Below are 15,976 nucleotides of genomic sequence, written 5' to 3'. Positions count from 1 at the left end.
AGAGGGGAAAACGGTCATGACCGTTTTGTTACAATTCATACGGAATTGTTGTTGAATCCTGCTGATTCCACCCCAAAGTAATTTCTTTGCCTACCTCGATCTCTACAGATAGACTGGTCGGAATTTTGATCATGATTTCCTCTTGAAAGCTGGTCGTTGCTTTCACTTTTACACTGTCACCGACAAATATTTTTTCAGCTACGAAAACCTGTAATGTGTTCTGGAATTCACCAGGCCGGTGTGAGATGTAAACGTTTTCAGGTCTGACAGCTATAAAAACTTCTTCGCCGACAGAATGCCCCTCTCCACTTGCTACAATTGATGGACTGGTTTCCCCAATCAGTTGAATCGCCAACTTGTCAACGTTGACACCAACGATTTTTCCGTGGAGAAGATTAATCTCCCCGATAAACTCAGCTACAAAGCGATTTTTGGGTCTGCTATAAATTTCTTCTGGAGATGCGATTTGTTCAATTGCTCCATGGTTCATTACACAAATCCGATCAGACATGGTTAGAGCTTCTTGTTGGTCATGGGTCACACTTATCGTGGTAATTCCTACTTTTTCTTGAATGTGTTTGATTTCAAGTTGCATCCGCTCTCGCAAATTTTTATCAAGAGCTCCTAGTGGTTCGTCGAGAAGTAGTAAGGGGGGATTAAATACAATTGCTCTGGCAAGCGCCACACGCTGCTGTTGACCGCCGCTTAATTTGTGAGGAAAGCGGTCGCCAAATTCATTGAGATGAACCAAATCCAGTATGTTGGAAACCCGTTCCTTGATGTGCTTCTTGTCTACTTTACGAATTTTCAGTGGATAAGCGATATTTTCTTCCACTGTCATATGAGGGAAGAGAGCATAGTTCTGAAACAGCATTCCAATGTCTCGTTCGTACGGTTTTTTCTGTGTAATATCCTGATGATTCAAATGAATGGAGCCGCTGCTCAATTCTTCAAAACCGGCAATCAGCTTCAAAAGAGAGGTCTTGCCTGAGCCAGATGGTCCCAGGATCGTCAAAAACTCTCCCTTTTCCACCTCAAGACTGACATCATCAACTGCTTTTACTTTTTTATAGAACTTTGTTGCATTGGTAAGAGAAAGGTGAGTATTATACTGATTCAAAGGAAGACTCAAGAATATCCAGCCCCCTCTCCAGTTGATCATCTGTTATCACCAACGGCGGAAGAAAGCGGAGAACATTGCTGTAAGTACCTGCACTTAATCCGACCAGACCATTTTGCCAGCATCTTTTGATAACTTCCGCAACAGCTTCTTTTGCAGGTTGTTTGGTCTTTCTGTCGGATACCAGTTCCATCGCAACCATTGCTCCCAAGCCCCTAACATCCCCAATTACCGGGTGTTTCTGCTGCATTTCACGGAAGCGAGTCAACATCCTCTGTCCAATCACTTGTGCCCTTTCAACCAGCTTTTCCGCTTCGATGACCTCCAGAACAGCAAGCCCAGCAGCACATGAAACCGGACTTCCTGCAAATGTTCCTCCAAGCTGTCCTGCCGCAGGGCCGTCCATTAATTCAGCTTTGCCTGTTACTGAACTGAGCGGCAATCCTGCTGCGATTGATTTGGATGAGACCATCAAATCTGCTGCAACACCGAAGTGCTCCATCGCAAAAAGCTTTCCTGTCCGTGCGTAACCTGTTTGAATTTCATCAGCAATGAAGATAATTCCGTATTGATTGCAGATTTCCCGGATGCTCTGGACGAATTTGGGAGAAGGTACGATAAACCCGCCTTCACCCTGCACCGGTTCCATAATGATAGCTGCCACATCTTCCGGCGCCACTTCGTTCAAAAACATTTCTTCAATCCGAGCCAGCACTTCGCTGTCGATCTCTTCCTCGGAGCGCCCTGCTTGATCTCGATAATAATAAGGATAAGGAAGCTTGTAGACATCGGAAGCAAACGGGCCAAATCCATATTTGTACGGTTTTACTTTACTGGTCAGAGACATGGTCATCAGCGTTCTGCCGTGGTATCCACGTTGGAAGGACAGAATTGCTTTTCGACCTGTAGCATGTCGGGCAATTTTCACAGCATTCTCCACTGCCTCAGCACCACTGTTAACGAACATCGTTTTCTTTTCAAAAGCGCCTGGCGTTTTCTTATTCAGCTTTTCAGCCAGCTCAATGTAGCTCTCATAAGGAAATACATGAAAACAGGTGTGTATCGATTGGGCAATTTGTTGCTGAGCTGCTTCTACTATCTTCGGATGACAGTGCCCGACATTTTGTATGCCGATTCCCCCTGCAAAATCGATGTACTGATTGCCATCGACGTCCGTGACAATCGCTCCTTTTGCCTCCTGCACGTAAATCGGGGTTACGTGATAAGGACCTGTTGGAACAGCTTTTTGCCTACGCTCGTGCAATTCATGTGAGATGGGTCCCGGGACCGTCTTTCTTGCTCCTTTTGTAATCTCCACTTTGGCTCACTCCCTCTATTTCATTCGAAAAAAAACCAGTCGCATCCCCTGAACGAATGTACATTCGGCAAGGAGATTGCGACTGGCTTTGGCGTCCGTGAGCTCTCTTCGGGTGTGAAGGGCGACAGACGAAACAGTCAGAATATTTGATTTTTTCAACATTTTATCACTGCTGATAAAAATGTCAAGATTAAATATTGTGATTGACAACAATCACCTTTGGCTCCGTCATTTCCATGATGGCATATTTCGGACCTTCTCTGCCGACCCCGCTATCCTTGATTCCGCCATACGGCATTTCGTCAGCACGATACACAGAGGTATCATTAATCATGACACCCCCTACCTCGATTTTATCAGCTGCTTCAAAGGCAGTTTTCAGGGAAGAGGTAAAGATCCCTGCTTGCAAACCGTATTTTGATTTGTTAACCAGTTTGATCGCCTCATAGAGATCCTGGTAGGCAACCAGTGAAACGACAGGAGCAAAAATTTCCTCACATACTACTTTCATATCACTGGTTACTTCACGAAGAACGGTTGGCTGGACAAGCGTGCCTTTCCTCGTACCTCCCGTAAGTACCTTGGCGCCGAGGCTTTCGGCTTCACTAACCCAATCAATTGCCCGCTTTGCCTCACTCTCACTGATCATTGGACCTACTTGTGTCGCCGGATCTAGCGGATCACCTACGACCAGTTTTTTTACTTCAGCAACAAATACTTGTTGAAACGCATCATATACGTTTTGATGCACGTAGATCCGTTGGACAGAAATACAGATTTGCCCCGCATTTGCAAATGCCATAACAGCACATTTGGCAGCAGCAGCTTCAAGATTGGCATCCTCATGAACAATAGTCGCCGAGTTGGAGCCAAGCTCAAGGGTCACATGGCGGATCCCCACTTGCTTCCGGATATGTTTGCCTACGTCTGGACTTCCTGTGAAGGTGTAATGAGCAATCCGTTCATCTTGCAAAAGCCATTCTCCTACACTGCTTCCCCCGCCGACGACAAGGTGAAAATGTCCTTTCGGCAGACCTGCATCGGCAAAAATTTCGGCAAGCATGGCAGATGTCAATGGCGTAGTTGATGCTGGTTTGAGTACAACAGTGTTCCCAGCGGCTAGGGCCGGAGCTACTTTGTGAGCTACCAGATTCAAGGGAAAGTTAAAAGGTGAGATGCAGCAGACGACACCTACCGGCTTTCTCAGCGTGTAAGCGACACGGGCATCGGCTGTACCTTTGTTAACAATCGGGATCATCTCTCCACAAATCCGTTTGCCTTCTTCTGCAGCAATCAAAAACGTATTGGCTGCCCGTTCCACTTCCACACTTGCTTCCCTATACGGTTTTCCTGCTTCCAGCACGATCATGCGAGTCAAAGCTTCCTTGCGCTCCTTGATCAGCTGTGAAACTCGATTCAGAATTTCAAAACGTGTTGAAGGTGATAACGGATTGTTGTGGAATGCTTCCTCCGCTGATGTAATTGCTTCATTTACTCTTTCTTTCGTCGTGATGGCTATTTTGCCAATCTGCTCACCACTATATTTGTTTAGAACAGGTAGATATTCCCCGGAGTCTACCCAAGTACCGTTAATATAGCTTCCATATATTTTGAAATCTGCCTTTGTTGTCATCGGATACCTCTCCTTTAGTGGAATTGTTGGATGTTTTGATGCAGATCCTTTCCTCCTTTCAATAAATGGTTGTGAAAGACGTCAAGACGTTTTTCACACAAAAAAACCAGACAAACCACAAATAAGATTGCAGTTTGACTGGCTAATCGTTCGCTTTATGTCTTCGGTAAAGAAGATCACACAAACTAAGGCAGTCTGTCTGAAGTTGTTCATTTTTGACCAGGCAGTTCAGTACGATATTAAGGAATACTCAATATCAGTGAACCCATAAATTATTATTTATCCTTTTCGGAATATTGTCAATATTTCGTCTTGTAAAACTATTATTTATTTCTTGCCCATCAAGTACAAAAAAGGCCTGATTAGATCAGACCTTGATAATACGCTGCCATCTCAGAACTGACTTCAGCCATTCGCTTGATCAAAACTTCCGGCTCTTTAATGACTAACGCCTTTCCATACGGAAGAAGAAAATACGGCACATAGGTTAGCAAGGAGGGAGCCTGCAGCTTGAATGTTGCTTGGCCTGCAGTGCGTTCCGTGAGTGAATGACCAAATAACCAATGCTTGCATAAATCATTCAGGACTTGCTCCTCAGCCTGGATCGTTACGGTCAGATCTGATTGCTTCTCGACTGCATCCGGCAATAATTGATTGATCAAAAAGTCCTTTGCAGAAAAATTGGAAGGCCGTACAAAATAGTTTTCACACAGCTTGATTTCTACAATCCGGTCCACTCGAAAACTGCGCACTGCTTGACGAAGGTGACAGAAACCAACTGCATACCAACTTCCCTTCCAGTACACGATGCCATACGGATCGATCTGGCGAGTACTAGGAGCCGTTTTAGCCCCCCTCCCGTAAATCATCTCCAGTGATTGAACGTTCACGGCTGCTTCCTCTAATTGTTGGAGAAGCATCTGTTCCTTGCTATCGGCCGGCGGATGAATAACAGCTAGTCCGTCTGCATGCCGTGACATATGGGAAATCTGCTCATCATTTGTATAACGTTTCAGTTTGTCAATGGCCCGGTTCAGTTCCTCCGTAAACGGATACCCCATTTCTCGGGCAAAAATAGAGGCATGGATCAATGCCTTTTGTTCTTCCATATCAAACAATAAAGGAGCCTCTGAAAAATGGTCCAAAATTTGATACCCGCCATTATGCCCTGATTCGGCAATAACAGGAACGCCACTGGCACACAACGAGTCGATGCATCGGTAAACGGTGCGAATATGGATTTCCAGTTCATCCGCCAGTTGCTGTGCAGTCATCCGTCTCCCAGACTTCAGTAGCCAGAGGATGGACAGCATGTTATCTGCTTTTGACATACCCTCACCGATACCTTTCCGCATGATTTTGATCCTCTTTCATTGTAACGGTTAAGCCACGCCACTTCCATCAGATAAGGGGTTCTTGCCCTTTCTCAATCCATTTTTCATATGTTGGACCATAGACCTCGGGAATGAGTATGCCACTTTGCCGCATGAGTACGGTCATCTGCCCACGGTGATGTGCCTGATGCATGATTAAAAAACGCAAGGAAGCACCATTGAGCCATTTTACATCGTGTACGATCGTTCCTTCTTTTAGGCTGGCTTCGGTCCATTGCTGCTGTACGGCATCCACCATGGAATGACTGATCCGCCGATACTCACTGGCGATAAAGGAGGCGGCTTGTGGTGCTGTTTCGCCCCCGGACGGTCCTTCAAAGGAGAGCCCCAGTGCAGACATATAGTTAATTGATTGCACAAGGTGCCAGGCGATTTGCCCCAACGTTCGATAGCCGGGTAGAATGCTTTGCTCCAGTGACTGGTCTGTCAATGCGTCCATAACTCGCTCCGTTATCTCCGTCTCTTTTTTCCACTCATTCACAAATTCTTCTATCGTTACAAACATCAAAATCCCTCCTTGTTGTTTACTACATCTGCATTATAAAAAAACTTCACTGACACCTACGGTCAGTGAAGTTTTCCTCTACGAATTTTTTTGAAACAACCCCTGAATAGTTACTGCAACTTCTTCCTCATCTTCACCACTTACCTCAAACTCAACCTCATCCCCTGTTTTTGCACCTAGCGCCATTACACTGAGAAGGCTTCTTCCGTTTGCTTCCTTGCCGTTTTTGCGGATCGTAACAGACGAGGTATACTTATTGATCTGATTAACCAGGACCGATGCCGGGCGAGCATGCAAACCGCCGCTTGTTGTTACTTTCACCGTAAACCTGATCATCTGCTCTCCCCTCTCCTTCTTCATGTCACAGCTTTGAAGAACTGGGGCAGGTAGTCTTTATGGGCCTCCAGCATTTCATCGAGAATTTTTTTTGCAGTCGCATCAGAAGGCACCAACGGGTTGATGGTTATCGCCAGAAGTGCCTTGTAATAGTCTCCTGTCACGGCAGCCTCCGCCGCAACTCGTTCGAACGATTTAATTTGTTGTACCAGTCCTCGCACAGCAATCGGCAAATCGCCAACCGCCAGTGGAATCGGACCTTCCTTGGTAATGACGCAATTGACCTCCACCGCCGAATCATCCGGTATGCTGGCAATGGCTCCGTTATTTCGCACATTCACAGGCTGGATATCGCGCTTGTCATTGTAAATGGAATTAATCAGACTGCACGCTGCATCACTGTAGTAAGCTCCACCACGTTGTTCAAGCTGAGGTGGCTTTACTTTCAATTCAGGATCCTTGTACAGTTCAAACAAATCCTGCTCCAGTCTCTTCACCACTTCGGCACGAGTTCCGTTGGCTTGTGCTTCTTCAAATTCGTGTTTTAGCATGAGCTCCGTCTGATAATAATAGCGGTGGTACGGGCACGGTAAAATTCCCAATGCCTTGATAAAATCCTGTTCCCACCCGAGGTCCAGTATATTATTCATGGTGATTCCTGATTGTTCGCTCCCCAGACTGTCGATTAACTGGTTCGTGACATTATTGCCGTCCAAGTGAACCGCCAAGCCATACACCATGTGGTTGAGTCCTGCAAAATCAATGTGAATCCGACTTGGATCGACTCCCAGAATGGTTGCTGCGCCCATCTTCATCCCGATCGGCACGTTGCAAAGTCCCAGCACCTTTTGATGGTTGCTGTAGCGCAGGACGGCCTCGGTAACCATGCCAGCCGGATTGGAGAAGTTGATGAGCCACGCGTCAGGACACAATTCCTCCATATCGCGACAAATATCCAGGATCACGGGGATGGTGCGCAATCCTTTAAACAACCCGCCCGGTCCGTTTGTTTCCTGCCCGATTACCCCGTATTTTAGCGGTATTTTTTCGTCCTTTATCCTTGCATCCAGTAACCCGACACGAATCTGCGTCGTGACAAAGTCTGCCCCCACTAGCGCATGTCGTCTGTCCAACGTCAGGTGAACCTCCATTGGCACGCCTGCCTCTTCTACCATTCGTTTCGCTAGGGCCCCCACGATTTTCAGCTTCTCTTCTCCTTCGGGAATATCCACCAGCCACAACTCCCGAACCGGCAGCTCGTCATATCGTTTGATAAACCCTTCTACCAGCTCTGGTGTATAACTCGAGCCTCCACCAATCGTTACAATTTTAATTCCGCTCACACTCCTGCCCCCTTGTTCGCATGAATATGACTGTACAATTCGATAAACTCAGCAGCCATCTCTTTGACCGTGATGGCGTTCATCAAATGATCTTGCGCATGTATCAAAAGCATGGAAATCTCTGTTTTCTCACCGGACGCTTCCTTCTGAATTAGGCTTGTTTGCGCCAAATGAGCAAGACTCAACTCTTCTGCTGCTTTGCCTAGCTTATTGGCGGCTCCTGATGCATCGCCACTCTTTGCCAATTGAATTGCTTCCATCGCCAGGCTTCTGGCATTCCCTCCATGCAGGATCAATTGAAAAGCCGCTTGGGTATAGTCCAACCTGATCTCCACCTATCTTATTTCTTTAAAACTAGCTAATTGAATTGGGCTTTGCCTAATGTATTCTTTCACTGCCGGATCAGTCAGAATTTGCAACTCTCTGGCTCGTGGTCGGTTGTAGGAGCTGCCGGTTAGCAGCTCCTCATCCAGATACGCAGGGTGACACATTAGCTCTGCCGTCTGACATTCATTCGATTCGTTCAGTAGGTTGATCAGCATATCACTCGTCAGATTTTCTCCATAAAACTGGTGTAAAAAACGCTCCGGCATCCTGACAGGAGAAGATAGGCCCGGTACTTCGCTCGTCAAGACGAACGGATTCCGAATCGGTAATTGATAGCGCTCAGCCAGACGCATTGCGACAGGAAGTATTTTCTCATGAGCGTGTACGTGGTGATGGCTGTCCAGATGTGTCGGTGTGAGTCCGGTAGCCAGAAACCTTTCAAATTGGGCAATCCATTCCTGCTCTACTTCTTCGACACTTGCCCGGGAAATAAGGTCATGATACCTGAGAAATCGACCCTGTTCATCCGTAAGCGAGTTTACATGGGATAACAAGGGACGCCCGCAGGTTAACACGAGATGAATCCCCACACCAAGCTTGGGATGATCATTGGCGAGCAGTACCGCATGCTCCAGTGCATGCATGTTCACCATCATCGTAGCAGATGTAACAATCCCTTCCCGATGGGCCTCTATGATTCCCCAATTAACACCTCGTGAATAACCAAAGTCATCTGCATTGACAATCAGCTTCATATGGCTTCCCTCTTAACTGGCAGCGCCAGAGCGCTCTTCCTCCAGTTTTTGCTTATCCCACATGCGGAAGAACGGATAATAAATCAGCAAGGCGATAAAGAAATTTATCAATTGGAGCACACTGCCTGAGATCTTCCCGCCAGTTGCGAGATAACCACTGATAATTGGTGGCGTTGTCCACGGGACGGCGACCCCACTCGGTTTGGCAACCAGTCCGGTCGACATGGCAAAGTAGCTGACAAGTACCAGTACGATAGGCGCCAGGATGAACGGAATGATGAGCAATGGATTCATCACAATCGGCATCCCGAAAGTGACTGGTTCATTGATGTTGAATATCCCCGGGCCAATGGAGAGCCTTCCGATACTCTTCATCTGTTCACTCTTTGCCCAAAACAACATCAATACGACAAGGGCCAGCGTTGCACCCGAACCACCCGCATAAATCCACAAATCGAAAAACTGTTGTGTAATGACGTTCGGCAATTCTCCACCAGGGTTGGCTTGAAAAACAGCACGATTCTGATCCATCAAGGAGAGCCAGATCGGTCCAAGAACTCCACCGACAATCGCAGCACCGTGAATCCCTACAGACCACAGCAAATGAACGACCAGCACCGCCACGATTGCCCCGATCAGACTGCCACCCAATGCGTTAAGAGGCCCTGCCAGTACGGTTGAGACAATATTATGAATGCTTTCAAATGAAGTATTTTCAAGCAGAATTCTCAGTAACCAAACAACCACGAAAACGGCAAAGGCAGGAATCAAGGCAACAAAGGAGCGAGATACAGCAGGTGGGACACCGTCAGGAAGGCGGAAAACAATATTTTTCTGAATGACGTATCGATAAATTTCAGTAGACAGGACAGATAAGATCATCGCAACAAAGAGTCCCTGACTGCCTAAAAACTTCATGGCCAGCACACCGCCGACTTGCACGGCAGCCGATGCTCCATCCGGAGTGAACATCGTCCAGTTGGGAGTTGCCAGAAGAAATGCAGCCACTGAAATGGCTCCAGACGATAGTGGGTCTACTTTGTACTTTTCAGCCAACCGATAAGCAATACCAAAACTTACGATGAGTGCCATAATATCAAAGGATGCATTTACCGGATAAAGCAATTTCGTCAACCATTGGTCACCAAACACACCAGCCATGAACTTGTCGTAACCAGGAATCGGAATAAACCCGATAATCAAGAAAAGCGAGCCGATAATCAGCAGTGGCATTGCCAAAATGATTCCATCACGAACTGCTTGAAGATGCTTTTGTTCTGCGATCCTGCCGGCAACTGGCATTACTCGCTGTTCCAGGAAAGTAATAAATCCCCCCATAAGTACCCTCCTTTAAGATTTTTTAAGGCTAAGGGCAAATTCAAGGACGTTTTTTCCGTTCAACGTCCCGTAATCGACCGTTTTGATCACATCAACCGGAATCCCTCTGGCATCTCCCTCTTTTTTCAAGTCAGTCAGTTTGTACCGAACCTGTGGCCCGAGCAGCAGCACATCCGCCTGATCAATATTTTTCTTCACTTCGTCCGCAGAAACAGCCCAGATCCTTACCGTAATCCCTTTTTCTTTTGCAGCGTGTTCCATTTTTTGCACCAATAGGCTGGTTGACATCCCTGCATTACAACAAAGCAAAATATTCATTTTCATCCTCCTTTCGTCTATTTGTCAGAATAGTAAAGCAACTAGCGTGCCAAAACACTATCGTTGAATGCGCTTTCAATTTTAAGCTAATCTGACAACAGTTCTGGGGTATACAGATTTCTGTTTTGCTCGAAGTGTATTGTTGAGCCTGTTTAGTGTTTTAATATGAAAGAGAATACCGGGGGGAATGAAACACTAAGTTACGTTAGTGTATTGCTGTAGAGAAAAAAATTCAGGATATAGCAGATATCATCTTCACTGATCTCAATCTCATATGCTTCGACAAGGGGGGCAAGCTCATGAGTCAGCAGGTGGTAGGCTTTTTTGTTTTCCTTGATAAATGATTCCTTGTTGCGATAAATTACTGGCTTTCCTTTGGCAGTCAGACGATCGACCATGCAGCAAATATGCAGGTACAGAGCGATTCTCGTATCAAACGACAGGTTGGTCTGCAGACGTTCTTCCATCCGATCTACGCAGGTCCTTGTGTCATGAAATACTTTTTGCCCATCTACCATTTTCAAACTTTCTTTCAAAGATTTCTCCATCTTCCTATGGGTCTCTTCCCAATCAATCGTCTCTTGGATCTCTTGCAGAGCCTCTCCGCTCAGGACATCATCCATCCCATAATAGCGCAGCTCCCTCTCAAGAATCAGATTGCTCACAACACAAATGATCTTTTGTTTCCCTTTGAGGATTTGCAACTGCTTGCGAGTTTCTGTTTTATCAATTAATTGCAGAGGTACAAACTGAATCAGTTGGTTATCGTATCGCAGTCTGGTTTCCAGCAAGTTTTTTAGATATAAGGCACTGCCTTCGCCAGAAAGACAAGCCACCACAATCGCCAGTTCCGGTTGATCAGCAGGCTCGCTGATTCGGGGCCGAACATCCTCTTGAATCAGGGAGATGCCCTTCACATCCCGGTACACTTCCTCTAACGAGTGTCCGAGCATAGCCTTTCGTGTCGCTTCAATGACATGTGGCGTACTGACTAGAGGGATGACTTTTACCGGAATACCCAATTCCTGTTCGATTTGCACTCCAAAATCAAGCAAAGAGCCCATGTCAACAAGAAGCAAGAGCCCGGCGCTTCCACAAATCTCTTTCGCCACTTTAATTGCCTGCTGCAGGATCTCCATTGTATCGATCTCAAATGGAACATCAATTGCTTTGGCGTACTGTGTGGCAAGTAGTCGATTCGTCACATCCACCATGGCGGTTGCCCCTCCGTTGCCATGCATGATAACTAGCACCCCGATGGTATCCCTGCCCTCCTGCAAGTCGTTTTCATCGAGCACAAAAAACATCGTCAAATAACCCGCTTCATCCATTGGCAAATCCATCAGGACAGCTTCCTCGATCATGCGCACACACTCAAGGGCGACGCCAAATTCTTTTTTATATTTGATTCGCAAGCTGTTCAAATGCGGATTGATGATTTGCTTCCCTTTCGACAGCCGTTCTTTGGAAGTCTGAATGTGCAGTGCCAGTCCGAGAATGACTTTTTGACTCAACACTTTCGCCAGCTTCCCTTCCGCAAAACGGACAATTTCCTCTACCAGATTGATAATCACCGGGTCGATAATCCGTGCCAAGTCCTCTTTGTTGATCCGCTGGTGAACGCCTTTGATAAACTGCGTGAAATACGTTTCAATATCAAACTCAAGTTCCTCTTCGGTGAGCCCCTGATCACGCAGTTCCATGATCTTCTGCTCAATTTTTTCATATACAGTGTTGGTGGGGTCTTCCGTTTTCTTTTCTACCAAAATGCTATCCAACGATGGTTGAACGACAAAGCATCGGTTATCTGTGCCGACTAACTCGTCCATGGCAGCTTTGTGTTCTTTGGCAAGCAGAAGGCCTTGTTTCACATGATGGGGTAGGTCGGGGACACTGATATGCAGGCTGTTTTTCTTGAGGGAGACAAAATCAGCGTAGGCACGAGCACAGGTAAGCTGTATGTCCGTCTTTAGCTGTCCGATATTATTGGGGCAATGATACGCTAGGAAAGCATGGATCGCACTGACGGAAATCTGGATGTCCCGTCCGAGTCGAAATGCCTCTTCACGGAAAAAGGTCATTATCAGCCCAAAGCGCTCTTCCATTCCTCGCTCGATCAGTGAAGGGATTTTGATAATCATCGGGATGCGACGGATAAATGTTTTCAACAAGCTAGACTCAGGATTTTCTGTCGTAGCAGAGATAATTTGTACTTGTGCGTGCCGTTCATCCTCAGACTCTCCGACTCGACGATAGATTCCCTTATCCATAAACGTAAAAAAGATTTCTTGCCCTTCTGCTGGCAATCGATGCACCTCGTCGAGAAACAGGATGCCCCCATCCGCTTTCTCCAAAAGTCCTTTGCGGTCCATCTCGGCCCCCGTGTATGCTCCCTTTTTCACGCCAAACAACTGACTGATCAACAACTGCGGGTTATTCGCATAATCAGCACAATTAAAAATCACGAAAGGCGCATCCTGACTCAGCCGTCCAATATCGACGGCAAACGAGTGGATAAACCCGGCAAACGCCGATTTCCCTACACCGGTTTCACCAAGAATCAAACAATGCATGCCACGGGGCGGGTACAAAACGGCAGCTTTAGCCTGCTCAATGGAAGTAATCAAGCTCTTGTTCGTTAGAGCCAACCTATCCAACGTGGTTTCCTTTTGGATGAGCGACTCTTTTGACTTCCGGGCATAAAAAAGGGTAGGTCTTCCCTCTGTTTTCTCGATTTTTCCTTCTTTCCACAAACGGTTGAGGTCACTGCTTACGTTGGCGCGACTCAGATTCAACTCGGTTGCCAGATCGTTAGCACAAATTTGTCGCCCTGGTTCCAGACGCAGCTTCTGAAAGATTAAATCAATTCGTTTCATCAAATCACCTGCCTATTATTTGAGTATGTATTTTGGAGGAGAACATACCCAATATTGAGTGATCATTCTGTATTTTATTGCAATTTCCTTTATATTGATGAATGAAGATAATAAAAAACCCAGAGAAAATTCTCTGGGAGAGTATCTGTGCTTTTATCCGCCAATTTCCAGAAGCAATTTTTGCAAAGACTTCACTTCCGCTTCATCCAAGGTGACGCCTTTTCTCATTTTGGTTTGATCGGCAGACCAGTCTCGAATATCGTACTTCGGGTCACGACCATTCCATTTTACTAGTGTTAGCTGCTTTTTCCATCCTGTCGGCAATTCTGAAATTGTCCCAATGGTCTTGATAATTTCAAATGAAAAATCGCTCATTTCTATCCCCCCATGTTTTTACAATCCTTATGATCAGCCTCAATATATCCAATCATAGTGACCATTTCAAAATAATTTACATGGTGGTTTACCCTTCAACTGGTCGATCTTTCTCTTACTGCACCACCACTCTCTGGTGTAATGGCAAACGGATAACCAAGGAAGAAGCCCTGTCCATACTGCACACCCAATTCGACCAATATATCTCGCTGTGTTTCTCTTTCAATACCTTCTGAGATGAGTTGGGTATTGGCTTTCTCAGCAAAAACGACCATACCTTCAATGACCCGGCGTGCCTGTGTGGACTGATCAACTTTAGCGATAATTGATCGATCCAGCTTGATATATTCTGGTTCTAGCTCTTCTACCAGCCAAAAATTCGAAAATCCAGCACCAAAATCATCAAGAGCAACTTTCATCCCCAAAGCACGCAAGGCCGTTAATTCTTGCTTTAATAATCCCACATTATCAATTCGGGTTTGTTCCGTGATTTCCAATACCAGTTGATTGATGGGAACTTCCAGCTTTGCCACATTTTCAAAAATAAATCCTGCCTGGAGAGACAGGGCGTGGCCGTTTAGAAACAACAGAGAGGTATTCGTAACAAGTGGGCACGCTTCACGAATGGCAATATGTCTCGCTTTGTAATCAATCAACATCTGTGTCCCTTCCGATTGTTGAAATAAAACAGAAGGCGGAATTTCAATTCCATTTTCCGTTCTCCCCCGAATGGTAGCTTCATAGGCGTATTCCTCCAAGGGGTTGGTTAATCGGACAATGCGTTGATAGAGAGGATATAATTCAATGTTTTGCAGGAAGTTTTCTTTCAGTTTCTCACTCAACGATTTCTTCTGACCACGGTCCATTCGAATGCAATTTTGGTACTCTGCTATCAGATCATCCAGATACACACTCAATAGATATACATCTGGATCAGAAAATGTCCTTTTGTTTTGAAAAGCACTATGAAGCTGAGATCGTATCGCCTCAATACGCTTTTTCAATTGATTGATACTTCCCTGATTTTTCACGACTATTTCCTCTCTTGTCTTTTCGAACACTTGCATACGATTCCGTGCCTGTGCGGTTCTTTATTTCACTCGTTCGTAAACATGAGTAAAATGGAGTTCGTACAAGACGGGTTGTTCGACAAGATGAAGGAGGCGAAAGCATTCATGTTACAACAAGTGCTCAAGGACATTCCGATGCACACCTTTAGAAAATACTCAGAAGAATATACGGATAAACAAATTATCGATATTTTTCTAACCACATGTCATCGTTCCCCATACACTAGGCGGAATTACAGTCGAGCCATAGAACAGTTTCGCCATTTTATTTCATATAAACCTCTGCCTGAGGTTACATGGCGTGAAATTGAAGTGTATAAGATATCCTTGGAACAAGGCTTATGTAGCAAAAGCGGAAAGCCTTTGGCTCCTGCGACATTAGCAAGTCTGATTGATCCATTACGGTCCCTTTACAAATGGGGAAGCGATCCCAATATCGGTATTTTCCCCCATAATCCAACGACTTCTATCCATACACCGAAAGTACCCATAACCAGTAAAAATCACTATTTGACCAAGCGGGAACTGTTACTCCTGTTGAACCAATTAAAAAACCAAGGATATCGAGACTATCTCATCGGATTAACCCTTGTATTACTGGGGCTGCGGGTCTCCGAACTGGTCGCCATTCAATGGAATCATTTTCACTCTGATCCAACAGAAACCTCCACATGGTTGACTGTAGTGGAGGGCAAGGGAGGAAAACAACGGGAAGTCAAAGTTCCGCAAACATTGTGGAAGCAATTATTACAACTGCAACTCCTTCAAAAACAAGAAAAAAGCCAGGACTCCAATCAACGACTCTTCCCAATTTCACCAAGACAAGTAGAACGGATTATTCAAAAAGCCCGTGAGCATAGTAATACAGTGAAAAAGGTTACTCCTCACTGGCTTAGACATACGAATGCTACGTTAGCCTTACTCCATGGTGCTTCACTACAACAGGTTCAAGAAACTCTTGGGCATTCAGAAATCACAACAACGCAGCGTTATTTACATACCGTTCAACAAATGAAAAAAGCAGCTCCTGATTTTGTAGAAGACTGCTTAAAAGACATTTTTTAAAAATCAATAGGTCAAAAGATAAAAATTCATATTCATTAGAGAATTTTTGGGATATAATAAATTCTGGAAAATATGTCTAATCTGGTCGATTTTTTAAAATAAAATGTCGAACAACCCGTCTTGTACGACATATTGTACCCGAAGCAGCCCCACTTTTATACCTCGAATCCCTCGGCTTTTTTTCCAACGATGAAAATATTCCA

The 15,976-nt window shown here is 45.5% G+C and carries 15 protein-coding genes; 1 reads left to right on the top strand and 14 read right to left on the bottom strand.

From position 1 onward, the window contains the following. Positions 1-28: 28 nt before the first annotated feature. From ACPW7N_RS25980 to ACPW7N_RS25915, 14 genes are all read right to left on the bottom strand, one after another. A complete protein-coding gene (locus ACPW7N_RS25980) occupies positions 29-1,132 on the bottom strand; it encodes an ABC transporter ATP-binding protein (RefSeq protein ID WP_425654748.1) in 1,104 nt (367 codons plus the stop codon). Then, positions 1,107-2,432 (bottom strand): 4-aminobutyrate--2-oxoglutarate transaminase, encoded by a 1,326-nt coding sequence (gene gabT, locus ACPW7N_RS25975; protein WP_425654750.1) that lies wholly within the window; start codon positions 2,430-2,432, stop codon positions 1,107-1,109. The genes ACPW7N_RS25980 and gabT overlap by 26 nt, the downstream gene beginning before the upstream one ends. 196 nt (positions 2,433-2,628) lie before the next feature. Further along, entirely contained in the window at positions 2,629-4,071 is a 1,443-nt protein-coding gene (locus tag ACPW7N_RS25970) for an aldehyde dehydrogenase family protein (RefSeq protein WP_425654747.1), read from the bottom strand. 362 nt (positions 4,072-4,433) lie between these two features. Next, complete coding sequence (locus ACPW7N_RS25965) at positions 4,434-5,402, bottom strand: helix-turn-helix transcriptional regulator (RefSeq protein ID WP_425654749.1); 969 nt, start codon at positions 5,400-5,402, stop codon at positions 4,434-4,436. 70 nt (positions 5,403-5,472) lie between these two features. Beyond that, positions 5,473-5,970: a DinB family protein gene (locus ACPW7N_RS25960; RefSeq protein WP_425654746.1), complete on the bottom strand. Its 498-nt coding sequence runs from the start codon at positions 5,968-5,970 to the stop codon at positions 5,473-5,475. A 78-nt stretch (positions 5,971-6,048) separates the two neighbouring features. Continuing rightward, on the bottom strand, positions 6,049-6,306 hold the full coding sequence (locus tag ACPW7N_RS25955) for an HPr family phosphocarrier protein (RefSeq protein ID WP_425654744.1): 258 nt from the start codon (positions 6,304-6,306) through the stop codon (positions 6,049-6,051). 20 nt (positions 6,307-6,326) lie between these two features. Then, positions 6,327-7,649 (bottom strand): 6-phospho-beta-glucosidase, encoded by a 1,323-nt coding sequence (locus tag ACPW7N_RS25950; protein ID WP_425654742.1) that lies wholly within the window; start codon positions 7,647-7,649, stop codon positions 6,327-6,329. Continuing rightward, a complete protein-coding gene (locus ACPW7N_RS25945) occupies positions 7,646-7,972 on the bottom strand; it encodes a PTS sugar transporter subunit IIA (RefSeq protein ID WP_425654740.1) in 327 nt (108 codons plus the stop codon). The genes ACPW7N_RS25950 and ACPW7N_RS25945 overlap by 4 nt, the downstream gene beginning before the upstream one ends. A gap of 12 nt (positions 7,973-7,984) precedes the next feature. Beyond that, a complete protein-coding gene (chbG, locus tag ACPW7N_RS25940; protein ID WP_425654739.1) occupies positions 7,985-8,731 on the bottom strand; it encodes a chitin disaccharide deacetylase in 747 nt (248 codons plus the stop codon). 12 nt (positions 8,732-8,743) lie between these two features. Beyond that, positions 8,744-10,069, bottom strand: coding sequence for a PTS cellobiose transporter subunit IIC (celB, locus tag ACPW7N_RS25935; RefSeq protein WP_425654737.1), 1,326 nt, complete (start codon positions 10,067-10,069; stop codon positions 8,744-8,746). A gap of 12 nt (positions 10,070-10,081) precedes the next feature. Continuing rightward, complete coding sequence (locus tag ACPW7N_RS25930; protein ID WP_425654735.1) at positions 10,082-10,387, bottom strand: PTS sugar transporter subunit IIB; 306 nt, start codon at positions 10,385-10,387, stop codon at positions 10,082-10,084. Between the two features lie 200 nt (positions 10,388-10,587). Further along, on the bottom strand, positions 10,588-13,263 hold the full coding sequence (locus ACPW7N_RS25925) for a sigma-54-dependent transcriptional regulator (RefSeq protein WP_425654733.1): 2,676 nt from the start codon (positions 13,261-13,263) through the stop codon (positions 10,588-10,590). 153 nt (positions 13,264-13,416) lie between these two features. Next, on the bottom strand, positions 13,417-13,638 hold the full coding sequence (locus ACPW7N_RS25920; RefSeq protein WP_425654731.1) for a YdbC family protein: 222 nt from the start codon (positions 13,636-13,638) through the stop codon (positions 13,417-13,419). 95 nt (positions 13,639-13,733) lie between these two features. Beyond that, entirely contained in the window at positions 13,734-14,669 is a 936-nt protein-coding gene (locus tag ACPW7N_RS25915) for an EAL domain-containing protein (protein WP_425654729.1), read from the bottom strand. A gap of 144 nt (positions 14,670-14,813) precedes the next feature. On the opposite strand from ACPW7N_RS25915, the gene ACPW7N_RS25910 reads away from it, so the two are divergent. After that, on the top strand, positions 14,814-15,773 hold the full coding sequence (locus ACPW7N_RS25910; protein WP_425654727.1) for a tyrosine-type recombinase/integrase: 960 nt from the start codon (positions 14,814-14,816) through the stop codon (positions 15,771-15,773). Positions 15,774-15,976: the final 203 nt, after the last annotated feature.

Source organism: Brevibacillus nigriterrae, assembly GCF_049846925.1.
Classification (GTDB): Bacteria; Bacillota; Bacilli; order Brevibacillales; family Brevibacillaceae; genus Brevibacillus_H.
This window is presented reverse-complemented; position numbering and strand designations above follow the sequence as displayed.

Bases quoted from the DNA above. Each gene is read 5' to 3' on its own strand.
- ACPW7N_RS25970 (WP_425654747.1), bottom strand. From the start codon at position 4,071: ATGACAACAAAGGCAGATTTCAAAATATATGGAAGCTATATTAACGGT.
- ACPW7N_RS25965 (WP_425654749.1), bottom strand. From the start codon at position 5,402: ATGTCAAAAGCAGATAACATGCTGTCCATCCTCTGGCTACTGAAGTCT.
- ACPW7N_RS25960 (WP_425654746.1), bottom strand. From the start codon at position 5,970: ATGTTTGTAACGATAGAAGAATTTGTGAATGAGTGGAAAAAAGAGACG.
- ACPW7N_RS25955 (WP_425654744.1), bottom strand. From the start codon at position 6,306: ATGATCAGGTTTACGGTGAAAGTAACAACAAGCGGCGGTTTGCATGCT.
- chbG (WP_425654739.1), bottom strand. From the start codon at position 8,731: ATGAAGCTGATTGTCAATGCAGATGACTTTGGTTATTCACGAGGTGTT.
- celB (WP_425654737.1), bottom strand. From the start codon at position 10,069: ATGGGGGGATTTATTACTTTCCTGGAACAGCGAGTAATGCCAGTTGCC.
- ACPW7N_RS25930 (WP_425654735.1), bottom strand. From the start codon at position 10,387: ATGAATATTTTGCTTTGTTGTAATGCAGGGATGTCAACCAGCCTATTG.
- ACPW7N_RS25925 (WP_425654733.1), bottom strand. From the start codon at position 13,263: ATGAAACGAATTGATTTAATCTTTCAGAAGCTGCGTCTGGAACCAGGG.
- ACPW7N_RS25920 (WP_425654731.1), bottom strand. From the start codon at position 13,638: ATGAGCGATTTTTCATTTGAAATTATCAAGACCATTGGGACAATTTCA.
- ACPW7N_RS25910 (WP_425654727.1), top strand. From the start codon at position 14,814: ATGTTACAACAAGTGCTCAAGGACATTCCGATGCACACCTTTAGAAAA.